Genomic DNA, 20,511 nt, shown 5'->3' with positions numbered 1-20,511 from the left:
CCCGCAACCTGAACCGAGCGTCCTTCAGCTGAACAATCACTCCACCGGGGCGCCGCCGTACGAAACTTCGTTGCCGTCCGGGTCGTAGAAGGTGGCGTGGCGGACGCCGTTCTCGTACGTTTCGCGCTCGGCCGGCTCGATGCCCCGGCCGGCGATTGCCGCCAGTACGCCGTCGAAATCCTCGACGAACAGGGTGTGCTGCGCGTGGCCGGCGTGCTCCGGGACCACTTCGATGTAGAGGTACTGGTGCTCGCCGACCTCCCAGACCGCCTCGATGTCGTTGGGCAGGAAGGCCGGCGGCGCACCGAGCAGTTTCTCGTACCACGCGACGGCGATGTCGTAGTCCCGTACGGAGATTCCGGCAAACAGGTCCATACCGCACAGTACCGGGTCAGGCGGGCGCGTCTCCGTGGTCCGGGATCTCCAACTGGACGCCGCCCTGGAGCGCGGACTGGTGCGCGTAGATGCCGGGGAGGGTGTAGCGGGCCGAGACCCAGGCGTTGATCGGCGGCAAGGCCTTGTCGGCGACCGCGCGAACGAAGTCGTCGGCGAGGAAATGGTGCGAACCCTCGTGGCCGTTGTGCAGGCCGTCGAACTCCTTCGGCAGCCGGGAGCGGTCGTGCACCGGGGACAGACCCGAACGGAACGCGTCCCGCAGCGCCGGATCGACGTTCGCCAGGTCGGCGTCGTCACCCGTCGGCCTGGTCTCCATCAGGTGCTCGACGTCCTCGACGCCTTCCTTGTTCTGCCAGTACGTCGTGGTGGCGAGCTGTTCGAAGCTGGCCTCGGTCCCGAACACGCGCAGCCGCGACTCACGGATGTGCGACGGGTACCCGACGCGGCGCATCTCGTTGGTACGCATGATGCTGCCGTCGGCCAGTTTGAACAGGGCGGTCGCGTTCGAGAAGTCGTTGTCGAACTGGCTGACCTCCTTGTCGAACACCCCGTCGCCGCGGTCGTCCTTGACCCCGATCGCGGACACGTGCGTGGCGTGCTGACCGGTCACCGACAGAACGTTGCCGACGGCATGCGTCGGGTAGAGCAGCGGCGGGAAGGACGCGGTCTTCTTCCAGTCGTCACCGCCGGAGTACTGGTACGCGGCGTAGAAACCGAGGTCCATGTCGTGGACGTAGTCGCCCTCGCTGTAGAACACCCGGCCGAACGCGCCGTCGGCCAGCTTCTGCCGGCAGTACACCGAGGACGGGTAGTAGAAGCTGGTCTCGCCCATCATGTACGTGAGCCCGGTGTCCTTCACCAGCTCGATGATTCGGGCGATCTGGTCGGCCTCGATCGCCATCGGCACCGTCGAGTACACGTGCTTGCCGGCCTCGAGCGCCTTGATCGCCATCTCGCCGTGCAGCCAGCGCTGCGTGAAGATCGCGACCGCGTCCAGGTCCGACTCGAGCATCTCCTCGAACGACGCGGGCGTCACCGTGATGCCCTGCTTGGCGGCCATCTCCGCCGCCCGCTCGGGGATGACGTCGGTCAGCCGCACCTCGGACACGTCCGGGTGCGCCGACCACAACCGCAGGAACGAGGGCGCGAACTGGCCCGCTCCGACCACACCGATGCTGATTCCCATACGAGAAGGCAATCACACATTTATGTTCCATGGAAGAACATATTTGAACGTCGGTTTGTGTGATGTGCGGTACACCGGGGGCGGGGGCGGGCGGAGTGGTGCGAGGCGACGGTTGGTGAGTGGTGGAGGTCCGGGGGCCGGCGGTCGGCCGCGGGTGCGGGTGGCCGGGGTGAGGTCGTCAGGATCTGGTGGCCGGGGTGGAGTGGTCAGGTGTTTGTAGTAGGTGGGGGTTGTCGGTGGTGATGCCGTCTACGCCTAGGGCGCGGGCGGCGGCCAGGGTGGGGGCGTCGGGGACGGGCCAGGCGGTGACGTTGAGGCCGGCGGCGTGGAGTTCGGCGACGCCCTCGGGGGTGAGGCCGGCGATGCCGCACAGGGACCAGGTGGCTCGGGCGGCGCGGGTGCGGGCGATCACCTCGGGGATCTCCGGAGTACGGCCGAAAATGTGGCCGGTGGTCACGTTCGGGTACGCCTCGCGGATCGCGAGCAGGATCTCCGGATGGAAGGACGTCACCAAGGTGCGCGCGGCCAGGGCCGGGTCGGCTTTCAAGGATTGGGCCAGCAGGGGTACGGCGGCTTCGGCCTTGATCTCCGCCTGGAAGCGGACGTCGATCGCCGCGACCACCTCCGCCCAGGTCGGGATGCGTTCCCCCGCACCCGCATCCAAAGCGCGGAGCTCGTCCAACGTCATCCCAGCAACCTCACCGGAACCCGTGTCGTGGGTGGTGGTGCGGGTGACTGTGGGGTCGTGGATGATTACGAGTTCGCCGTCGGCGGTTACTCGGAGGTCGAGTTCGATCTCGTCGCAGCCGTCCGCGACGGCTCGGCGGAAGGATCGGAGGGTGTTTTCCGGTTCGGTTCCGAGCGCGCCGCGGTGGCCGGTGATGATCACAGCACCTTCTCCTCGTAGAGCCGTTTGACTTCGTCGCCGATCGCGTCGAGCCGTTTCGCGACCGAGGCGAACACCTTCTTCGGTGCGGCGTTGTCCGCGTAGATCTGCTGCAGTCCGGTGTAGATCTGCACGTTCGCGTTTCGCCCGTACAAGCGGATCGCGTCCTGTTGCCGGGCGTTCTCCAACTGCGCGATCGCGACGCCGTAGTTGGGCTGTTCGGCGATCAGCTTCTTCAGCTCGGCGTCTTCGCGGGCCTTGTTCACCACCGGAAGGTACCCGGTCTGGGTGGTCCACCAGGCCGAGTTCTCCGGCAGCGCGAGGAACTGCAGGAACGTCGCCGCGGCCTGTTTCCGTTCGTCCGAGATGTTCCGCATCATGCCGATCCCACCGCCGCCGGTGGCGATTCCGGCCGCCACCTCGGACGGGATGAACCCGGCACCGACCTTGAACTTCGCCTTGCTGCTGATCGTCTTCATGCCGCCGGTGGATTCCTGGATCACCCCGACCAGACCGTTCGCGAAGTCCGTGCTCGGGCTGCTCGCCATGTACGCCGCGCCGAGCTCGTGCACCATCTGGCGCTGCCACTCACCGGCCGCGACCGCCCCGTCCTGGTCGATCGTGACATCCAGCCCCTTCGAGTACGCGCCGCCGAACTGCCACACGTTGCCCTGGAACTGCCAGTCCCCGTCGATCTTCGCGAACGCTATCGTCCGCATCGACCGCCCGCCGGACTGTACTTTCGCCAGTTCAGGCACCCAAGAGCGCAGTTCGCTCCACGTACGCGGCGCCCGGTCCGGCAGTCCGGCCTTCGCGAAGGCGTCGCGGTTGTAGTAGAGGATCGGCGTACTGCGCGCGAACGGTACGGCCCAACTCTTGCCCTTGACAACGTATTCGCCGAAAAGCTTCTCCTGGAACACGCCAGGCCCGAACCCGTCGGTGAAGTGGTTGTTCAGCGGTTCGAGCGCGTCGTTCAGGAAGAACCGCTCCCAGGTGACATCGGACAGTACGGCCAGGTCCGGTGCCTGCTTCGCGACCAGCGCGGCCGCGACCTTCTGGGCAACGTCGTCGTAACTGCCCTGGAACTGCACCTCGACGTACACGTCGCTCTGCGCATCGTTGAACTTGGCAACGAGTTTGTCGACCGCCTTGCCGTTCACCCCACCGTACGGTGACCAGAACACCACCCGGGTACGGTTCGCGTACTGCTTCGGCACCTTGCCGGCCGGCTGCGAGTAGATCGCGTCCACCGATCGGTACCCGCAACCCACCAGCGTCGTACCGGCGGCGAGGCCCAAGAACATCCTGCGTCGCATGCTCATCCCTTCAACGCTCCCTGGGTGATGCCGCCGACGATGTAGCGCTGGGCGATCAGGAAGATCAGCAGCATCGGCGCGAGGACGAGCAGCGTGCCGGCCATGATCGTTCCCCAGGCGGCGAGACCTTCCTCGTCCTTGAGGATCAGCAGACCGACCGGCAGCGTACGCATCGACGCGGTGTTGGTGACGATCAGCGGCCAGACGAAGTTGTTCCACTCCTCCACCGCGGTGATCACGACGACGGTGATCAGCATCGGCCGCGACATCGGCAGCACGACCCGCCACAACGTCCGCAGATGACCCGCGCCGTCGACCGCGGCCGCGTCGGTCACCTCGGTCGGCAGCGTCAGGAAGTGCTGCCGCATCAGGAAGGTCGCGAACGCGGAGCCGATGCCGGGGATGATCAGACCCGCGTACGTGTTGATCCAGCCGAGTGACGCCACGGTGAGGTAGTTCGGCAGCAGGGTCACGTGTCCGGGCACCATCATCGCGCCGAGTACCAGGAAGAACAGGATCTTCTTGAACGGGAAACGCAGATAGGCGAAGGCGTACGCGGTCAGTACGGCGTTCACGACCTTCAGCGCGGTACCGGCGACGGTGATGATCGTGGAGTTCAGGAAGAACCGGTCGAACGGCGCGGCCTTCCACGCCAGGCTGAAGTTCTCCCAGGTGAAGTGCGGCCACCACGCGGGCGGCCACTGGTAGATCTGGGCCGGGTCCTTGAAAGCCGTCGACAGCAACCAGTACAGCGGTCCGAGGAAGACGGCCGCCACGGCGACCAGCAGGACGTACTGAATCGGGCGTGCCTTCATCGGTAGTGCACCCGCCTTTCCATCACCCGGGCCTGCACCGTGGTGACCACCAGCAGGATGACGAACATGATGATCGACAGCGTCGCCGCGCGGCCCGCGTTGAACGCCTGGAAACCTTCGTTGTAGATCGACCAGCTGAGCGTGGTGGTGGCGTCACCAGGTCCGCCGCCGGTCATCACCGCGATCACGTCGAACGCCTGGAACGTACCGATCACGGTGGTGATCAGCAGGAAGAACGTGATCGGGGCCAGCAGCGGCAGCTTGATCGCGCGGAACCGGGTCCAGGTCGACGCGCCGTCGATCGCGGCCGCCTCGTCGAGGTCCTTCGGCAGGCCCTGCAGGCCGGCCAGGTAGATCAGCGCGGCGAAGCCGACGTTCTTCCACAGGTACACGATGACGAGTCCGGGCAGGGCCCAGTCGGAGTTGTTCATCCAGTCCGGTGGTTCGGCGCCGAACGGTTCGATCAGCGCGCGCATCAGCCCGTACCCGGGGTCGAAGATGAACGCCCAGATGGTCGCGACCGCCGCGCCGGACAGGATGTGCGGCGCGAACGCGATCGTCCGGACCGCGCCGCGGCCCTTCAGCGGCAGGTTGAACAGGAACGCCAGCGCCAGCCCGATCACCAGGCTGCCGGCCACGATCAGGCCGGTGAACACGACCGTGATCCACAGCGTCTTGTGGAACGCCGGGTCGGTGAGGGTCCGGCCGTAGTTGGCGAGCCCAACGAACTTCGGCCGGGCGGCGATCATGTTCCAGTCGGTCAGACTGAGGAACGCGTTGTAGACGATCGGCCAGTACGCGAAGACCGCGATCACCAGCAGGTTCGGGGCGACCAGCAGGGCGAACAGGCCGTACTCGCGCCGCCGGCGGCGCTTCAGCTGGTCATTGCTGGCAGCAACTGTCTGTTCGTCCGGGTGCGCCCGGGCCGGCAGGTCAACTACCGTCACTCCTGCCTCCTGGTGGTTGTGAGCAGCTCTCGAAGTGGTTCGGCCACGGTGGGGGCGGCGGCCAGGATGCCTTGCGGGAAAGCGGGATCGCGTACGACGGTGGCGCCGGCCTCGCGGGCGATCAGCGCCCCGGCGGCGATGTCCCACGGCTGGATGACGTGCTCGTAGTACGCGTCCGCCGTGCCGTCCGCGACCGAGCACAAGTCGAGTGCCGCGGATCCACCACGCCGGATGTCACGGACGGCGGGGAGTACGCGGCGTAGGTGCTCGGCTTGCTCAGCACGCCGATCAGGAAGATACGAGAAGCCCGTACACACCAGCGCTTCAGCCAACCCGACCTCTCGCCGCCCCTCACCAACCCGCAGCCGCCGCTCGCCATACCAAACCGTTTGGTATGGCGGCTCAGGGCTCCGGTGGGTGGGCGAGTCGGCATACCAAACCGTTTGGTATGGCGGCGGGTCGGTGCGGTAGGAGCCGGCGGTGCTGGAGGAACTGGTGGTGCTGGAGGAACTGGTGGTGCGGTAGGAGCCGGCGGTGCGGGTGGCTTGCCAGGTGGTGTTGGTGCGGGGTTGGTGGACGACTCCGATCAGGGCGCCTTGCTCGTCCTCGACGGCGATCGAGACGCACCAGTCGGGGCGGCCGTAGAGGTAGTTCACGGTGCCGTCGAGTGGGTCGATCACCCAGGTCAGACCGGTGGTCGACGGGCGGGAGGCGCCCTCTTCGCCGAGCAGGCCGTCGCCGGGGCGGGCGGTCGTGATGCCGTCGGTGATCAGCTTCTCCGAGGCACGGTCGGCGGCGCTGACCGGGTCGCTGGCCGAGCTCTTGGTTTCGACACCGTCCGCGTCGATGGACAGACTCTGCTGGCGGGCCAGCAGCTCTTCACCCGCGGCATGCGCAAGCCTTACGGCCAGTTCACGCAAGTGAGCGAGGTTCAAGTCTGCGGGCATGCCGGTGAAATTATCACCGAATCATGGTGACGTATAGAAGATCAGTGTGATTTTCTCACCGAATTCACATCCACATCCCAATCGTTGTAAAGCCTGCGCCCTCAAGTGGCGGGTTGCCCCTTCGAATAACCAAGGGGCAACCCGCCAGTTGAAGGGGCAACCCCGGCGGGGCGGAGCGGGAGCGGCGTGTGGGCGGGGGCGGGGGCGGGAGCGGGAGCGGCGGGGGCGGGAGCGGGAGCGGCGGGAGCGGGGGCGGGAGCGGCGGGCGGGCGGGGCGGGGGCGCTGGGCGGGGTTAGTCGGGGTCGTCGGTGCGGAGGCGGACGCCGGTTACGCCGTCCAGGTCGTTCAGGGCCAGGACCAGGTTCTGCAGGGGCGGGCGGCCGGAGAAGCGCATCGCGGCGCGGACCTGGGGGCGGGGGCCGTCGCGGTGGATCTCGGTGCCCAGGATCGAGGCCTCGTAGCCCATCGCGGTGGCGGTGGACAGGATCGAGCGGAGTACGCCCGCGCCGTCGTCGTAGCGAACGGTGACGGTGCGGCGGCGATCGGGAGACGGGATCAGGCGGCCGAGGTGCGCCAGCGGGCCGACCGCGACCAGGTGCAGCAGCGTCGCGGCGACGGCCAGGATCGGCATCCCGGCGCCGCAGGCCATGCCGATGGCGGCCGTCATCCAGATCGTCGCCGCGGTGGTCAGGCCGCGGACCACGTCCCGGCGCATGAAGATCACGCCGGCGCCGAGGAACCCGACGCCGGAGACGATCTGGGCCGCGATCCGGGACGGGTCGAGGTTGACCTCGGTCCCCAGGACGGCGTTGAAACCGAACCCGGAGACCAGCGTGAACATCGCGGCGCCGGTGCCGACCAGGGTGTGCGTACGCATCCCGGCGCTCTTCTGCCGGACCTGCCGTTCGATCCCGATCACCGTCGACAGCACGAAGGCGATCAGCAGCAGAAGCAGCTCGGTCCAGGTACTCGAAGTAGCAAGTTTCATAACTTGGGTCCAGTGCCCCGGCTACGCCGAGACCAGTCCTACCGGGTCCTTCCCACTCAGGAACGCCGCGACCGCCTCGGCCGCGATCGAGCCGGCCCGATGCGCGGTCTGCCGGGTGGCGCCGGCCAGGTGCGGGGTCATCACGATGTTCGGCGCGGTCAGGAGCCGCGACCCGGCCGGTACCGGCTCGGCTGGGAACACGTCGAAGGCAGCCGCGCCCAGCTGCCCGGACTCGAGCGCGTCGACGGTCGCGTCGTAGTCGAGCAGGCCGCCCCGCGCGGTGTTGACGAGTACGGTGCCGCGCGGCATCGCGGCGATCTGCTCGGCGCCGATCATGCCGCGCGTCTGGTCGGTCAGCCGAGCGTGCAGGCTGACGACTTCGGACCGGCGCAGCAGGTCGTCCAGTGCGACCAGCTCGATCCCGTCCGGCGCTTCACGTACGAACGGATCGGACACCAGCACGTGCGCCCCGAAGGCGAGCAGTACGCGGGCGACCCGCTGACCGATCGCCCCGTACCCGATCAGGCCGACTGTCGACCCATCGAGTTCGACACCGCATTCGTCGTACGCGTAAAGGTCCGAGCGCCACTCCCCTTGCTCCAACGTACGCTGCAGCCGCGGAATGTTGCGCAGGGCACCCATCATCAGGGCGACCGCGTGTTCCGCCGCGGCCACCGCGTTACGTCCCGGCGTGGATGCGACGGCGACACCGCGTTTGTTGGCGGCGGCAACGTTCACGTTGACCGGTCCGCCGCGGCAGACGACCAGGTAGCGAAGGTCAGGCGCGGCATTCAGTACGCGCTCGGTGAACGGCCCCATCTGGGTGACCGCGAGCTCCACTCCGTTCAGCGCTTCGATCAGCTGGTCCTCGACGTCGCTCGCCTCGTCCACCTCGGCCACCCGCCCATACGGCGCCAGCGGCCACGGCAGCGTTACCTCACGGAAGTCGAACGCCACGTCCGGAATCGTCGCGAGCGCCGAAGCGAGCAGGTCGTTGCGGACGAAGTGGTCTCCGGCGAGCAGGGTCTTGACGGTTCTCATCGAACTCCTGGGAAGGTAGGTGCTGGGTCGGACCAGCGCGGGCGGGCCGCCTCGATCCGGCGCAGGTAGTGGGCGTATCCCTCGGCGTAGAACGCGGTTCGGCTCGGGCCCGGGTCGATCTGGCGGGTGTCCGCGATCCAATCCGGGCCGACGCTGTCGGGGTCGACGGCTCGGCGGGCGCAGATCACCGCGCCGCGCGCCGCGACCTGCTCGGCCTCGGCGGTGTGCAGCGGAGCGTTCAGTACGTCCGCGAGGATCTGCGTCCACTCGCTGCTCCGCGCGCCACCGCCGCACACCGTCACGCGACCCGTCCAGCCGGCTGCTTCCAGACAATGCCGGGCGGCGTACGCGATGCCTTCGCAGGTCGCGCGGATCAGATCAGCGGAGGTGGTCGACAAAGAAACGCCGTCGATCGTGCCGCGGGCGCGGGTGTCGACGAACGGCGCGCGTTCACCGGCCTCGGACAGGTACGGCAGTACGGTCACGCCTTGCGCGCCCGGTGGACTGTCCGCGAGCAACGATGGCAACTGATCGGTGGTCGCCCCAACAAGTGCGAGTACGCGATCAAGCGCCGCCGTACCGACCATGGCCGGCATCGCGCGCAGCCAGACGCCGGGCGTCCACGTGCCGAGGAACAGACCGGCCGGCTCGCCGTCGACCGGGAGCTCACGGGTGACGACCTGGCAGGCCAACGTCGTCCCGACCGTCAGTAGCGCATCGCCGGGCTCGGTCACCCCGGCGCCGGCGGCCGCGGCCGGCAGGTCGTACGGACCGGCGGAAACTCGCGTGCCGCGCGCCATCCCGGTCGAGTCGTCGCGCAACTCCCCCACCGGCCCGGCCGCCTCGACCGGCGCGAGCAGGTGCCGCAGCTCGGTCAGACCAGTCGCGTCCAGGACCTCGTCGTCGTACGCGTTCCGCCGCGGGTCGAGGAATGGCGCCGACCCGTCCGACACATCGGTCGCGCGTACGCCGGTGAGCTGCTGCATCACCACGTCCTTGCAGTACGCGGCCGTACCCGCACGTGCGATCACGTCAGGTTCTTCCGCGAGCACGGCCGCCAGCAGCGGACCCGAGGCACCGGGGAACATCCGATTGCCCGACCGCCGAAACACTTTTTCGGCGATGCCGGCCGCGGTCCACCGCTCGAGGATCGCGCTGCTCCGCGCATCCAGCCAGGAGATCGCCGGCCGTACCGGCGCGCCGTCGGAGTCGACCAGCCACAGACCGTCGCCCTGGGCCGTGATCGCGAGAACGCCCGGCCGCGATCCGGCCAGCGCCGCCAGCTCACCCACCACCTCGTTGACCGAGGCAACGACTTCGGCGGTCTCGTGCTCGAACCGGCCCGGGCCGCGGTGGATCAGCCGGGTCGGCCGGGAGGCGACGGCGACCGGGCGGCCGGCGTCGTCGAACGCGACGGCTTTGGTGACGGTGGTGCCGACGTCAACTCCGACGTCCATACCCTCCCCTTCCCGGTCTTCCGACTCAGGACTAGAGCGGCGCGACCGCCACGGTCACGCCGTTGTCGCGTAGTGGTTCGAGCAGGTCCTTCGGGGTCTTCTCGTCGACGATCACGACGTCGAAGCCGGTCAGCGGCGCGAGCCGGTGCAGGGCCGTACGCTGCAGCTTGCCGTGGTCGACCAGCAGCACCTTGGTCCGCGCCGAGCGCAGCATCGCCCGTTTCACCAGGACGATCTCCTCCTCCTGATGGAACGCGTGCGTCGACGACACCGCCGAGACCGAGCAGAACAGCAGGTCGGTGTGCAGCGCCTCGACGGCCTCCGCGCACGGCATCCCGCCGAACGAGTCGTGCGTCGCCGAGTAGATCCCGCCGAGTGCCAGCAGGGTGATGTCGCGGAGCTCCGCGAGCCGGCTGATCGCGGGCAGGAAGTTCGTTGCCACCGTCAACGGAGTGATGTCCTCGATCAGGTCGACCAGGGCCAGCGCGCTGGTCGAGTCGTCGAGCATCACCGACATCCCCGGCTCGATCATCGTCCGCGCCTGCCGGGCGATCGCGGTCTTCTCCGCCTGCGCGGTGTTCAGCCGGTACGCCACATTGCTCTCGAACACACTCGTCGGCTGCGCGCTGACCCCACCGCGGTACTTGCGGACGACACCCTGCCGTTCGAGCTCGTCCAGGTCGCGATGCACCGTCATCACGCTGACGCCGAACGCCTCGACCAGGTCGTTGGCCGAGACCGAGCCGTGCTTCACGACGTACGCCGCGATCTCGGCCTGCCGGCGCGCCGGGCGGCTCAGTTCGGTGGTGTCGCCGTCGACATCCGTTGTCATGTCAGGGTCTCCAAACGTAGCGGAGGAACGTTGTACGCCTCGAGACCCACTGTGCCGTCCTGCCACCGGAAACGCACCAGCGCCGCGGGACCGAGCGCAGGTAGCAGTCTGCGGTAGTCGTTCAGCCGCAGCCCGAGCACCCTGCACACGAGCAGCCGGATGAGCGTGTTGTGCGCGACGACGAGGACCTTCTGGCCCTGGTGCCGCTGCCCGATTTCGTCGAACACCTGGCGTACCCGGTCGGCCGCGGCGACCGGGTCCTCGCCACCCGGCAGGTGGTCGCGGACCGGGTCGAGCTGGAACGCCTTGGCCACCGCGGGCGGCAGTTCGCTGAGCATCTTGCCCTCGGCGGAGCCGAAGTCGACCTCGCGCAGCCGCGCGTCCAGCGTCGGCGTCAGGCCGAGCAGTTCCGCGGTCGGGGTGATGGTCTGGCGGGCGCGGAGCATCGGCGACGCCCACAGCGCGTCCGGCGCGTAGTCGGTCGCCCAGTCCTTCAGCTGCTCCGCCTGGCGTACGCCGACGTCGTCGATCGGCAAGTCGGTGGAACCCGTGTACCGGTTGCCGTGATGCCATTCGGTCCGGCCGTGCCGAGCCAGCACGATCGTGGTTCTCATGCCCGGTACCCCCGGTGGTCGAGCTCCGCGACGAAGTCGCCGTACAGGTCGTCGAGCCGGTTGCCGCGTGGTTCGAGGACGTGATCGACGCGGACCATTCGCCGCGCCGTACCGGTGAGGTCGGTTCCGCCGGACGCGGCGAGGACCGCCATGCCGTACGCCGGGTCCGGGACGGCTGGAAGCTCGACGGGTACGCCGAGGACGTCGGCGCGGAGCTGGTTCCAGTACCCCCCGCGCGTGGCGCCGCCGGTGAGTGACACCGAGCGGACCGGGTCCGCGCCGAGCGTTTCCAGGTGTTCGAAGGCGAGTCGCTCGATGAAGGCGACTCCTTGCAGTACGGCCGTGTACACGTGCAGATCGTCGGGGGTGGAGCCGAGGGTGAAGCGCCCGGCCTGGGGCGCGACGAAGGGGAAACGCTCACCGGTTTTGGTCAGCGGGTAGCTCACCGCGTCGACCGGTCCGTTCGCGCGGGCGGCGCGGTCGAGGGCAGCCAGATCGGCGCCGGGGAGGAGCTCGGTGAGCACGCCGGCGCCGGTACTGGACGCGCCGCCGGGCAGCCAGCCGCCATCGGGGTGCCGGTGGCTGTAGACGGCGCCGGTCGGGTCGGTGAGCAGCTCGTTGCTGACGCCCTTGAGGACGAGGGTGGTGCCGAGGACGGAGTTCCAGGCACCGGGAGCGAGCGCGCCGGCCGCGATCTGGGCGGCGCAGCCGTCGGTCATGCCTGCCCGGACCGGGACTCCGTCGGGGGTCCGGCCGAGCTCGGCGCCCGGTCGGACGACCTCTGGGAAGGCGGTCAGGGGCAGGCCGAGCTTGTCGAATGCCGCCGGCCAGGCCTCGGCGTTCAGGTCGTAGCCGGTCTTGAGCGCGTGACTGGTGTCGGTCGCGACCGGGTGGCCGACGAGATGCGCCGCGACGAAGTCGGCACTGTGTACGACGCGGTGGTCCGCGAGGTCGTACCCGTCCGCGACGAGTTCGAGGATCTTCGGAAGCGCCCAGGTCGGTTGCATGCTGGTGGACCAGCGATCCGGGTCGGCGTCCACGATCTGGTCGCGACGGGCGGCGGCGCGGGCGTCGTCGTACATCAACGCGGGCGTGACCGGGCGGCCGGCGCGGTCGGTCAGCAGGAAGGTGCCGGACGTGGAGCAGATCGCGATGCCTTCCGGCCTCGCCAGGGTCACCTCGGCCAGGACGGCGTCGACGGCGTCGAGCCAGTCCTGGGGGTTCTGTTCGTGGCGTACGCCGTCCCGCCGGCCGGTGAGCGGACGTGTTGCACGGGCCAGAACAGCGCCCTTGGCATCGGCCAGGACGGCCCGCACACTTTGCGTGCCGAGGTCGAGACCGATCCAGGCCACGAGGCGCCTCCGAGGTGAGTGTTATCTACATTGGTAACATAACACCAGAAGACGGTAAGAGTGCACCATCGGGTGGCCGAAGACGGCCAAGCCGATCAGAAACCAGGTAGCCACTGGCCGCCCCAAACCAGTTTGGGGCGGCTCCGCACGTGGATCGGGGAGCGTTGTACCCCCGGAATGGGCAGTTGGATGCCCCAAACCAGTTTGGGGCGTGCGGGCGCAACGCGCCGGGGCGGGGGCGGTAGGGGCGGGGGAATGGGAAGACTCCCGGCGCTGGGGGAGCGCGCGGGAGCCGAGGGGTTCGGGAAGGTCAGGAGTGCATCAGCACCAGGGCCGGGTCGACGGTGGCCAGCTCGAGACGGCCGGCGTCGACGGCGCCGTACGCTCCGATCGGGCCGCTGGTCGGGCGGCCGTTGCGGTTGGTCCAGAAGCCCCAGCCGGCCGGCGCCTTCGGCCAGGCCGGGTCGGGTTCCCAGCCGAGCGGCGGGCGCCAGCTCGCGCTGGGTGGCTCAGGCCACTCAGGTGGCGGGTTGAACTTGTGCACGAGCGAGCCCTCCGGATTCCCCAGCGATCCGCTGATCGCGACTGCCTGACGGATCAACGACCTGGCGCGCCGAATGTCACGAACAAATCTTCGTAAAGTTTCAACCGGCGCACGGCCACTTATCTCAGCACCGGCAACCCACTCCGGCAACCGTTCTCTCACCTGCCGGACTGCACGTGCATCAGCACTGCCATTTAGTGCCTTATCCACAGAAATCTCCCGGTTGTGCACAGCTATGGCCGACATATCCACAGTTGAGGCACGTTATCCACAGGAAACTCTGCGGATCTAGCCGGTTACTCGCAGGCGACACCATCCCCGTCACGGTCAAGATGCACGGCGTACCCAGACACCATGACGTTCTGTTACAGCTTGCCTCGGACTGGGTTTCGACGGAGGTCGAATAGCTCCGCGAAGTGGAACTGCTGGTCGCACACTGTCGTCGCAGCGGTATCAGGAGCTCAGTTCAGGAAAGGAAACCTGCATGTCCCGAGAGGAAAAGTTGCAAGCAGCTATCGACGCGGCGGCGCAGCGGGTTGTTGACGAGATCAACAACAAGAAGGCCATCAGCCAGGAGCTCGGTCGGATGCCCGGTGTGCACGACGCGTTCAAGACCGCTGACAAGAACATCGCGCGGGCGCAGAAGGATCTCGGCAAAGCCGTGGAGAGGCAGCAACGGCACCAGCAACGCTGACACCACGCACCCCAAACCAAACCCCACCGCCACACCCACACCCGCACCCGCACCCGCACCCGATACCCGCACCCGCCGCACCCGTAGCCGGTACCCGTACCCGCCGCCGCACCCGCACAGCGGTCCGTAGGTTCTTTGTTTCAACGACTTACAACGATGGTAAAGAACCGAGAACGAGACCCGTCCGCCCCCGAGTTTCGCGAGAGGTGCGTCATGAGGTTCTTCCGTGCCACCCTGGCCGCCGTACTGCTCGTCGGTCTACTGGCGCCGGCCGCGTCGGCAACCGAGATCCAGGAGAAGTCAGTGAACTCCCAGACCTTCCGGAACCCGGTGAATCCGTCGGCCGATCCGTCGATGCTGTTCTACAACGGGAAGTACTACGTCGCGACCACCCGCGGCGACCGGATCGGGATCTGGTCCTCGCCGACGCTGGCGAACCTACTGGTGCAACCCGAACAGGTGGTCTGGCGGGACTCGGACACCTCGCGGAACACACAGATGTGGGCGCCGGCGTTCCGGCACGTCGGTGGGCGCTGGTACATCTACTACACGGCCTCCGACGGTGTGGACGCCAACCACAGGATGTACGTGCTCGAGTCCGCCGGTGACGATCCGCTCGGGCCGTACAGCTTCAAGGCAAAGATCGCCGACTTCGGTGAGTACGCGATCGACGGTGAGCCCATCACGGTCAACGGCCAGCAGTACTTCGTCTGGACCGGTCCGGGCCGCGGGCAGGGCGGACCGGCGCAGCTGTACATCGTGCGGATGAGTAACCCGTGGACGTCCACCGGTGCACGGGCCGCCATTCCGGCGGACGGTGGCTGTTCGGAGGTACGAGAGGGGCCGACGCCTTTGTACGGCGCCACGCGGACGTTTCTCACGTACTCCACCTGTGACACCGGCAAACCGGACTACCAGCTGTGGATGAAGAGCATTGCGAACGGCGCTGACCCGATGGTCGCGTCCAACTGGGTGCAGCACGCCGGTCCGATCTTCTCCCGCAACGACGCGACCGGCGTCTGGGGGCCTGGTCACCACTCCTTCTTCAAGTCACCGGACGGTACTCAGGACTGGATCGCCTACCACGGCAAGAACACCAGCACCTACACGTACTCGTTCCGCACCACGCGGGTCCAGAAGATCAGCTGGAACGCGGACGGTACGCCCAACCTCGGCCGGCCGCTCGCAGCCGGTGCAACGCAGGACCTGCCATCCGGTGACCCGGGCTCGTCGAACTACTGGATCAACGACACCGACAGCACGGTCACGTACACCGGTAACTGGAGCTCGGGGTCCGGCCGTGGGAACCAGTGCTTCTGGGGCAACGACCACTGGAGCGGCGAGACCAACGCCACCGCGACCATCAGCTTCACTGGCACCAAGGCTGCTCTGCTCAGTGTCGCTGACACCGGCAACGGCATTGCTGCGATCTCAGTCGACGGTGGACCGGAGCAGCGCGTCGACTACTACAGCTCGATCCGCGTCGGCGAACAGCTCATGTACACCACTCCGACGCTGTCACCCGGACAGCACTCGCTGCGCGTCCGGGTGACCGGCGACAAGAACCCCTCCTCTGGCAGCACAGTGATCAGCCTGGACCGCATCGAGGTGTACTGATCACCCCTTCAAACCAGAGGCAAAGCCCTTGATCACGTAGCGCTGGAGTACCAGGAACAGCGCAAGGATCGGTAGCGCGGCCAGTACCAGACCGGCGGCTACCAGTCCGTAGTTCGACGTGTACTGGTTGACGAAGCCGAACACCCGGACTGGAACGGTCTCGTGGCCGGAGCCGCCCAAGTAGAGCAGTGGGGTGAAGAAGTCGTTCCAGATCTGTACGGCGTTGAGGATCAGCACTGTTCCGGTGATCGGCCGGAGCAGCGGGAAGATCACGTGAGCGAACGCCTGCAAGTGAGTTGCGCCGTCGATCAGCGCGGCGTTCGTGTAGTCAGCCGGCAATGACCGGATGAACCCGGTGTACAGGAAGACAGTGAACGGCAGCTGGATCCCGGTGTAGAACAGGATCATCCCCTGGTACGTACCCAACAGCCCCGCGTTGTCGACGAACTGGTAGAGCGGGATCATCCCCAGCTGAAACGGCAGGATGATCCCGACCAGGAACAGGATGTAGAGGCTGTAGCTGAGCCGGGTTGCCGTACGGGCGAGGAAGTACGCGGCCAGTGCGCCGAGCGCGATCAGCAACAGCACGCTGATCACGGTGATCACCGTGCTGTTCAGCAGCGCCGATCCGAGACCGGCGGATCGCCAGGCTTCACCGAAGTTCCCCAGGCTGGGCGGTGCCGGTACGGACAGCGGCTTGTTCGCGATCTGTGCCGGGTCCTTGAACGCCAGCGTCACCAGTACGTACACCGGGAACAGGAACCCGACCGCGACCGCGATCATCGCCAGCTCGAGCGCGAACGTGCGCGGGCGGTACTTCATGCGTTCGTCTCCCTTGACCTCAGGTATCCGATCTGCACGAACGACACGGCCGCCACGAAGATCGCCAGTACCAGTGCTACCGCGGTGCTGTAGCCGAACTTCCCGTACACGAACGCCTGCTTGTACAGGACGGTGGACAACGTGTCGGTGGCGTACCCGGGTCCGCCGTTCGTCATCGCGATGATCTGCGTGAACAGCGTCAGCCCACCGACCGTCGACAGCATCACGTTGATCGTCACGGCCGGTGCCAGCAACGGCCAGGTGATGTGCCGGAACCGTGCGATCGTGCCGGCACCGTCCACCATCGCCGACTCGTGCAGCTCGGCCGGTACGCCCTCCAGCCCGGCCAGGAAGATCACCATCGAGTAGCCGGCGCACTGCCAGATCACGGTGAACGCCACGGACCACAGCGCGAGCGACGGGTTACCCAGCCAGTCCTGCCGCAGTCCGCCCAACCCGACCGCGCCGAGCGCTGCGTTCAGGCCCGCGTCCGGCGCCGGGTTGTACACGTACTTCCACAGGAACGACACCATCACCGGACTGACTACGACCGGAGCGAAGAACACCAGCCGGAGCAGCATCTTGCTCTTGATCCCGGTGTGCACACCGAGCGCGAGCAGCAGCCCGAGCCCGTTCTGTACGACGACAATCGCAACTGTCAGCAGCAACGTGTTCCGCAACGCACCAAGAGCCTGGTTGTCCTGCACCAGTTGCTTGAAGTTGTCCACACCGACAAAGGACCGCGCCGCCCCGATCCCCGACCAGTTCGTGAACGCCGACCCGGCCCCGGCGATACTCGGGTAGAGCACCACCACCGCGTACACCAGAACCGCCGGCACCGCGAACCACCACGGCGGCACGATCCCACTGTGCCGTCGCCGGCGGGTCCGCCGTGCCGCGTCTTGCCGAGCCGCCGCCACCGTTGCCGTCATGCGCCCTTCTTGTATGCCGTGTCCATCTTCTTCAGGGCGTCCTGGACCGAGGTTTTGCCGCCGAGGAGTTCCTGGACCACCGCGAAGTGGGTGGGTTGTACTTCCGCGTTCGGCCAGCGCTGGTCCATGAACGGGACTGCCTTGTTCGCCTTCAGGGCCGGGAGGAACGAGGTGAGGGCGGGGTCGACCTTGGCGTCGCCGTAGAGGGGTACGCAGGAGACCGCTTCGGCCCAGGTGTTCAGGTTCTCCTGCCGGCCGCAGTAGTCGAGGAAGCTCTTCGCCTGGTCGAGCTTCTTGCTCTTCGCGCTGACCGCGATGCCGACGACGACGCCGGCCGGGATCCAGTTGTCGGCGACCACGTCGGTGGACGGGAACGGGAACATCGACAGGTCGTCCGGCGAGGTCGCCGCGGCCCGGAACGCGGACAGTACGGCCGAGACCTGGACCGCCATCGCGGCCTTGCCGGTGGCGACCATCGAGGTGGCCTGCTCGTACGTCGTGCCGTTCGGGTTGTCGTTGAAGAACCCGCGCTTCTGCAGGTCCAGGTACTTCGTCATCGCGTCCGCCCAGCCGGAGTCCGCGAACGATGCGGTACCAGCGGCCATCTTGTCGTCGAAGTCCGGCGTCTTGGCGTACACGGTGCCGGGTACGAGCGCGTAGTCGATCAGCTGGGTGACCCACGGGGTCTGGGCGCCGAGCGCGATCGGCACGATGCCCTTCTTCTTCAGCTTGTCGCAGACCTCGAGCAGCTCCGACCAGGTCGTCGGCGGCTGCACGCCGGCGGTCGCGAACGCCTTCTTGTTGTAGATCGCGCCGAGCATGCTGGAGCCGGGCGAGTAGATGTACGTCTTGCCGTCGCTCTGGAAGGCACCCTTGAAACCGGACGGGATCTTCTGTGTCCAGGACTGACCGCTGAGGTCGGCGAGCAGCCCGGCCTTGGCCAGCTGGGCCATCGACATCGCGCTGCCGTTGCCGGGATAGACCACGTGCATGTCCGGCGCGTTGCCGCCACCGAGCTGCGTACGGAGCGCGGTCTGGACCTGGTCCGCCGGGGCGAACGAGAGATTGAAGTCGAAGCCGGAGTGCGCCGTCTTGTACGCGTCCAGCAACTTCCGCAGGCCGGCCTCCTGATCGCCGACGCCGACCACCTTGAGCGTGCCGCCGGACGACGACGAGCCGCCGCCTCCACCGCAGGCGGCCAGCGTGCCGGCCGCCACGGCGCCGCCGGCGAACTGCAGCAGCCGCCGCCGGCTGACGGAGCGATCGAGTGCCATGGGTTCCTCCTGAGCGCCGAGATACCGGCGATGAGTGTGAAGTAACCGCAAGATCGTGTTACTTTTGTCACGCGGGACGCTACGGACGCCCCGGGAGACTGTCAAGACCTCATTGAAAGGATTCAGTCCAGGCCGATGTGAAAACCGCCGCGAGGGCGTTTTGCGTGGGTGGTCGCCTCGCCTGAGAGGGTGTCTGAGAACTCTGCGCCGTAGCGAGGAGGTGCTCAGCGAGGTGCCGTGCTGAGTGCCCCGCAGTAGGTGCAGGGTTCTCAGACACCCTCTGAGAGGATGGGCTGGTGAGACGAGTCCTGTTGGTCGGCCTGCTTCTGGTGGCCCTGGCACTCGGCGTCGGTGGTGGGTATCTGACCGGCGACTATCTCGACAGTCCTGGCCCCACCGCCTCTGGTACGGCCGGGCCGATCGGCAACCTGACGCCGACGCCGGCGCCCAGTCCGACGCCGTCCCTGCCGGTGAAGACCCCGGTGCCGAACAACACCGACCCGCTCGAGACCGGCCTGAACTACTCCGACCACACCTTCACCGTGAACCCACCAGGCGCGCAGCCGGTGCAGCTGTCGATCCGGACGCCGCGCGGCTGGCGACTGACCCGTGACGACAAGAAGCCCGGCGAAGTGAAGTTCTACGACAAGCTCAACCAGCGCTGGATCCGGGTGGCGGCGGTCGAGCCCGCCGTGCAGACGCCGGCCGCCGCGATGTCACAGCTGATCATCGACCTGCGCAAGAGCCAGCCGCCGGAGAACAACGTCCAGGTCCTCGGTCAGACCAGTGGCCAGGTCGAGGGTGACGACGGTTCACCCCGGACGTACTCCACGCTCACCTACTCGTACATCCCGAGCTCGACGCTGCTGAACGTCATCGTCCGGTGGATCGCGATCGACGGAACCCAGACCAACATCAACATGAGTGTCACCGGGCTCCCGCAGGACGCGCCGGCGCTGAAAGAGGTGCTGGAGGCCGCCACGACGTCGGTCCGGCAGGGCAGCTGAGCTGTTTCACAGAATTGTTACCTGCGGAGTGCAACCTGAGAGACGGCTGAGGTGTCTTTGGGAGTAGATCTGGGGAGGTGAGGCAGGGATGGCACGCCGTGGGGCATTCGGCACCCTGATGGGTTCCGGGCTGGTCGTGATCACCGTGCTGGGCGGCATCGGTGGGTACGCGCTCGGCCTGCTCACCACCGACGCACCATCGGCCGCGTACGCCGGGGTGGCCGCGCCGCTGGGCACCGACCCGTCGAGCCCGGATCCGTCGGCCACACCGAGCCAGTCGCAGCCGCCGCGGAAGGTCACGTACGACAAGTCGCCCGCGCTGCGGGCGGACGAGCTGAACTACAAGACCCGTACCTTCACGGTGCGGGACATCTTCAAGTCCAGGATGTCCCTGCGGGTGCCGAGCGACTGGAGCTTCACCCAGCCCGATCCGCCGAAGACGGGCCGTTTCACCGACCCCACCGGCAAGCGCTGGATCCGGGTCGAGTCCGGCTTCACCGTCTCCCGGCCGCCGGAGGAGTCACTCAAGGCGCGGATCGCCCAGCTGTCGATGCTCCCGCCCAACCAGATGGTGCAGCTGCTGTCCCAGAGCGTGCACGACAACTACGCCACGCTGATGTACACCTACGTACCGGACGAGAACCAGTCACCCGAAGGCGTGGTGCGGTACGTGGTCGTGCGGTGGGTAGCGGATGCCAGCGGAAACTGCGCGGTCGAGATGAGCTCGACCGGACTCCCCCAGGACAAGGACGCCCTGGTCGAGGTGCTGGACCGCGCTACGGACAGCGTCCAGCGCCACGACAGCCCAGTGGGGTCGTAGTCGCTTCGGAGTGGGCCGAAGCG

22 protein-coding genes are annotated in these 20,511 nt (G+C 67.5%); 4 read left to right on the top strand and 18 right to left on the bottom strand.

What is annotated here, in order from left to right; all coding sequences use genetic code 11:
• Positions 1-36: 36 nt before the first annotated feature.
• From HDA44_RS28455 to HDA44_RS39010, 15 genes are all read right to left on the bottom strand, one after another.
• Complete coding sequence (locus tag HDA44_RS28455) at positions 37-375, bottom strand: VOC family protein (protein WP_184839582.1); 339 nt, start codon at positions 373-375, stop codon at positions 37-39.
• Positions 376-391: 16 nt separating this feature from the next.
• The gene (locus HDA44_RS28450; protein ID WP_184839580.1) at positions 392-1,582 is read right to left on the bottom strand and encodes a Gfo/Idh/MocA family protein; all 1,191 of its coding nucleotides are present in this window, start codon (positions 1,580-1,582) and stop codon (positions 392-394) included.
• Between the two features lie 178 nt (positions 1,583-1,760).
• Positions 1,761-2,471 (bottom strand): glycerophosphodiester phosphodiesterase family protein, encoded by a 711-nt coding sequence (locus HDA44_RS37620; RefSeq protein WP_184839578.1) that lies wholly within the window; start codon positions 2,469-2,471, stop codon positions 1,761-1,763.
• Positions 2,468-3,784, bottom strand: coding sequence for an ABC transporter substrate-binding protein (locus HDA44_RS37615; protein ID WP_184839576.1), 1,317 nt, complete (start codon positions 3,782-3,784; stop codon positions 2,468-2,470). The genes HDA44_RS37620 and HDA44_RS37615 overlap by 4 nt, the downstream gene beginning before the upstream one ends.
• 2 nt (positions 3,785-3,786) lie before the next feature.
• Positions 3,787-4,599, bottom strand: coding sequence for a carbohydrate ABC transporter permease (locus HDA44_RS28435; RefSeq protein ID WP_184839574.1), 813 nt, complete (start codon positions 4,597-4,599; stop codon positions 3,787-3,789).
• Positions 4,596-5,546, bottom strand: a complete 951-nt coding sequence (locus HDA44_RS28430; protein WP_337906515.1) for a carbohydrate ABC transporter permease — start codon at positions 5,544-5,546, stop codon at positions 4,596-4,598. The genes HDA44_RS28435 and HDA44_RS28430 overlap by 4 nt, the downstream gene beginning before the upstream one ends.
• Complete coding sequence (locus tag HDA44_RS28425; protein ID WP_184839572.1) at positions 5,543-6,493, bottom strand: inositol monophosphatase family protein; 951 nt, start codon at positions 6,491-6,493, stop codon at positions 5,543-5,545. The genes HDA44_RS28430 and HDA44_RS28425 overlap by 4 nt, the downstream gene beginning before the upstream one ends.
• A gap of 293 nt (positions 6,494-6,786) precedes the next feature.
• Positions 6,787-7,482: an MgtC/SapB family protein gene (locus tag HDA44_RS28420; protein WP_184839570.1), complete on the bottom strand. Its 696-nt coding sequence runs from the start codon at positions 7,480-7,482 to the stop codon at positions 6,787-6,789.
• Between the two features lie 21 nt (positions 7,483-7,503).
• Positions 7,504-8,523 carry a 2-hydroxyacid dehydrogenase gene (locus HDA44_RS28415; RefSeq protein WP_184839568.1) on the bottom strand — a complete coding sequence of 340 codons (1,020 nt, stop codon included), beginning with the start codon at positions 8,521-8,523 and terminating at the stop codon, positions 7,504-7,506.
• Complete coding sequence (locus HDA44_RS28410) at positions 8,520-9,980, bottom strand: FGGY-family carbohydrate kinase (protein WP_184839566.1); 1,461 nt, start codon at positions 9,978-9,980, stop codon at positions 8,520-8,522. Before HDA44_RS28410 ends, HDA44_RS28415 begins: the two co-directional genes overlap by 4 nt.
• Positions 9,981-10,011: 31 nt before the next feature.
• Entirely contained in the window at positions 10,012-10,812 is an 801-nt protein-coding gene (locus tag HDA44_RS28405; protein ID WP_184839563.1) for a DeoR/GlpR family DNA-binding transcription regulator, read from the bottom strand.
• On the bottom strand, positions 10,809-11,426 hold the full coding sequence (locus HDA44_RS28400) for a histidine phosphatase family protein (protein ID WP_184839561.1): 618 nt from the start codon (positions 11,424-11,426) through the stop codon (positions 10,809-10,811). Before HDA44_RS28400 ends, HDA44_RS28405 begins: the two co-directional genes overlap by 4 nt.
• Entirely contained in the window at positions 11,423-12,778 is a 1,356-nt protein-coding gene (locus HDA44_RS38710) for an FGGY-family carbohydrate kinase (RefSeq protein WP_184839559.1), read from the bottom strand. The genes HDA44_RS28400 and HDA44_RS38710 overlap by 4 nt, the downstream gene beginning before the upstream one ends.
• 310 nt (positions 12,779-13,088) lie before the next feature.
• Positions 13,089-13,379, bottom strand: a complete 291-nt coding sequence (locus HDA44_RS28390; protein WP_184839558.1) for a hypothetical protein — start codon at positions 13,377-13,379, stop codon at positions 13,089-13,091.
• Positions 13,380-13,618: 239 nt separating this feature from the next.
• The gene (locus HDA44_RS39010) at positions 13,619-13,678 is read right to left on the bottom strand and encodes an excalibur calcium-binding domain-containing protein (RefSeq protein ID WP_184844432.1); all 60 of its coding nucleotides are present in this window, start codon (positions 13,676-13,678) and stop codon (positions 13,619-13,621) included.
• 128 nt (positions 13,679-13,806) lie between these two features.
• On the opposite strand from HDA44_RS39010, the gene HDA44_RS28380 reads away from it, so the two are divergent.
• Positions 13,807-14,016 carry a hypothetical protein gene (locus tag HDA44_RS28380; protein ID WP_184839556.1) on the top strand — a complete coding sequence of 70 codons (210 nt, stop codon included), beginning with the start codon at positions 13,807-13,809 and terminating at the stop codon, positions 14,014-14,016.
• A gap of 213 nt (positions 14,017-14,229) precedes the next feature.
• Positions 14,230-15,633: a glycoside hydrolase family 43 protein gene (locus HDA44_RS28375; RefSeq protein WP_184839554.1), complete on the top strand. Its 1,404-nt coding sequence runs from the start codon at positions 14,230-14,232 to the stop codon at positions 15,631-15,633.
• Here HDA44_RS28375 and HDA44_RS28370 read toward each other — a convergent pair whose 3' ends face one another.
• From HDA44_RS28370 to HDA44_RS28360, 3 genes are read right to left on the bottom strand one after another with little or no spacing between them, the layout of a single operon-like run.
• Positions 15,634-16,455 (bottom strand): carbohydrate ABC transporter permease, encoded by an 822-nt coding sequence (locus tag HDA44_RS28370; RefSeq protein WP_184839552.1) that lies wholly within the window; start codon positions 16,453-16,455, stop codon positions 15,634-15,636. It lies immediately after the preceding gene.
• Positions 16,452-17,387, bottom strand: coding sequence for a carbohydrate ABC transporter permease (locus HDA44_RS28365; protein WP_184839550.1), 936 nt, complete (start codon positions 17,385-17,387; stop codon positions 16,452-16,454). Before HDA44_RS28365 ends, HDA44_RS28370 begins: the two co-directional genes overlap by 4 nt.
• Entirely contained in the window at positions 17,384-18,661 is a 1,278-nt protein-coding gene (locus HDA44_RS28360; protein WP_184839548.1) for an ABC transporter substrate-binding protein, read from the bottom strand. Before HDA44_RS28360 ends, HDA44_RS28365 begins: the two co-directional genes overlap by 4 nt.
• A 296-nt stretch (positions 18,662-18,957) precedes the next feature.
• Here HDA44_RS28360 and HDA44_RS28355 point away from each other — a divergent pair, with 296 nt between their 5' ends.
• Both HDA44_RS28355 and HDA44_RS28350 read left to right on the top strand, forming a co-directional pair.
• Positions 18,958-19,668, top strand: a complete 711-nt coding sequence (locus tag HDA44_RS28355; RefSeq protein ID WP_184839546.1) for a hypothetical protein — start codon at positions 18,958-18,960, stop codon at positions 19,666-19,668.
• An 88-nt stretch (positions 19,669-19,756) separates the two neighbouring features.
• A complete protein-coding gene (locus HDA44_RS28350; protein ID WP_184839545.1) occupies positions 19,757-20,488 on the top strand; it encodes a hypothetical protein in 732 nt (243 codons plus the stop codon).
• Positions 20,489-20,511: the final 23 nt, after the last annotated feature.

Origin of the sequence: Kribbella solani, from assembly GCF_014205295.1 — a bacterium.
Taxonomy (GTDB): domain Bacteria; phylum Actinomycetota; class Actinomycetes; order Propionibacteriales; family Kribbellaceae; genus Kribbella; species Kribbella solani.
This window is presented reverse-complemented; position numbering and strand designations above follow the sequence as displayed.